Source organism: Photobacterium sanctipauli, assembly GCF_003026495.1.
Taxonomy (GTDB): Bacteria; Pseudomonadota; Gammaproteobacteria; order Enterobacterales; family Vibrionaceae; genus Photobacterium; species Photobacterium sanctipauli.
Window position 1 is genome coordinate 1 of sequence record NZ_PYMA01000045.1, and the last position, 983, is coordinate 983.

1 rRNA gene is annotated in these 983 nt (G+C 51.8%); it reads left to right on the top strand.

What is annotated here, in order from left to right:
• Nucleotides 1–983, top strand: a 23S ribosomal RNA gene (locus C9I98_RS26360); the annotation flags it as partial.

Consider the following 983-nt stretch of genomic DNA (forward strand, 5'->3'; position numbering starts at 1 on the left):
TGCTGAGGCGAACCGGGGGAACTGAAACATCTAAGTACCCCGAGGAAGAGAAATCAACCGAGATTCCGGCAGTAGCGGCGAGCGAAACCGGATTAGCCCTTAAGCTAGTCTTGCGTTAGGTGAACAAGCTGGAAAGCTTGGCGATACAGGGTGATAGCCCCGTAACCGACAGCGCATAACGAGTGAAATCGAGTAGGACGGGACACGTGATATCCTGTCTGAACATGGGGGGACCATCCTCCAAGGCTAAATACTCCTGACTGACCGATAGTGAACCAGTACCGTGAGGGAAAGGCGAAAAGAACCCCTGTGAGGGGAGTGAAATAGAACCTGAAACCGTGTACGTACAAGCAGTAGGAGCCCTTCGGGGTGACTGCGTACCTTTTGTATAATGGGTCAGCGACTTAATTTTAGTAGCAAGGTTAACCGATTAGGGGAGCCGTAGGGAAACCGAGTCTTAACTGGGCGTGCAGTTGCTAGGATTAGACCCGAAACCAGGTGATCTAGCCATGGGCAGGTTGAAGGTGAGGTAACACTTACTGGAGGACCGAACCGACTAATGTTGAAAAATTAGCGGATGACTTGTGGCTAGGGGTGAAAGGCCAATCAAACCTGGAGATAGCTGGTTCTCCCCGAAAGCTATTTAGGTAGCGCCTCGGACGAATACTACTGGGGGTAGAGCACTGTTAAGGCTAGGGGGTCATCCCGACTTACCAACCCTTTGCAAACTCCGAATACCAGTAAGTACTATCCGGGAGACACACGGCGGGTGCTAACGTCCGTCGTGGAGAGGGAAACAACCCAGACCGCCAGCTAAGGTCCCAAAGTTATAGCTAAGTGGGAAACGATGTGGGAAGGCTCAGACAGCCAGGATGTTGGCTTAGAAGCAGCCATCATTTAAAGAAAGCGTAATAGCTCACTGGTCGAGTCGGCCTGCGCGGAAGATTTAACGGGGCTAAGCTATACACCGAAGCTGCGGCAAT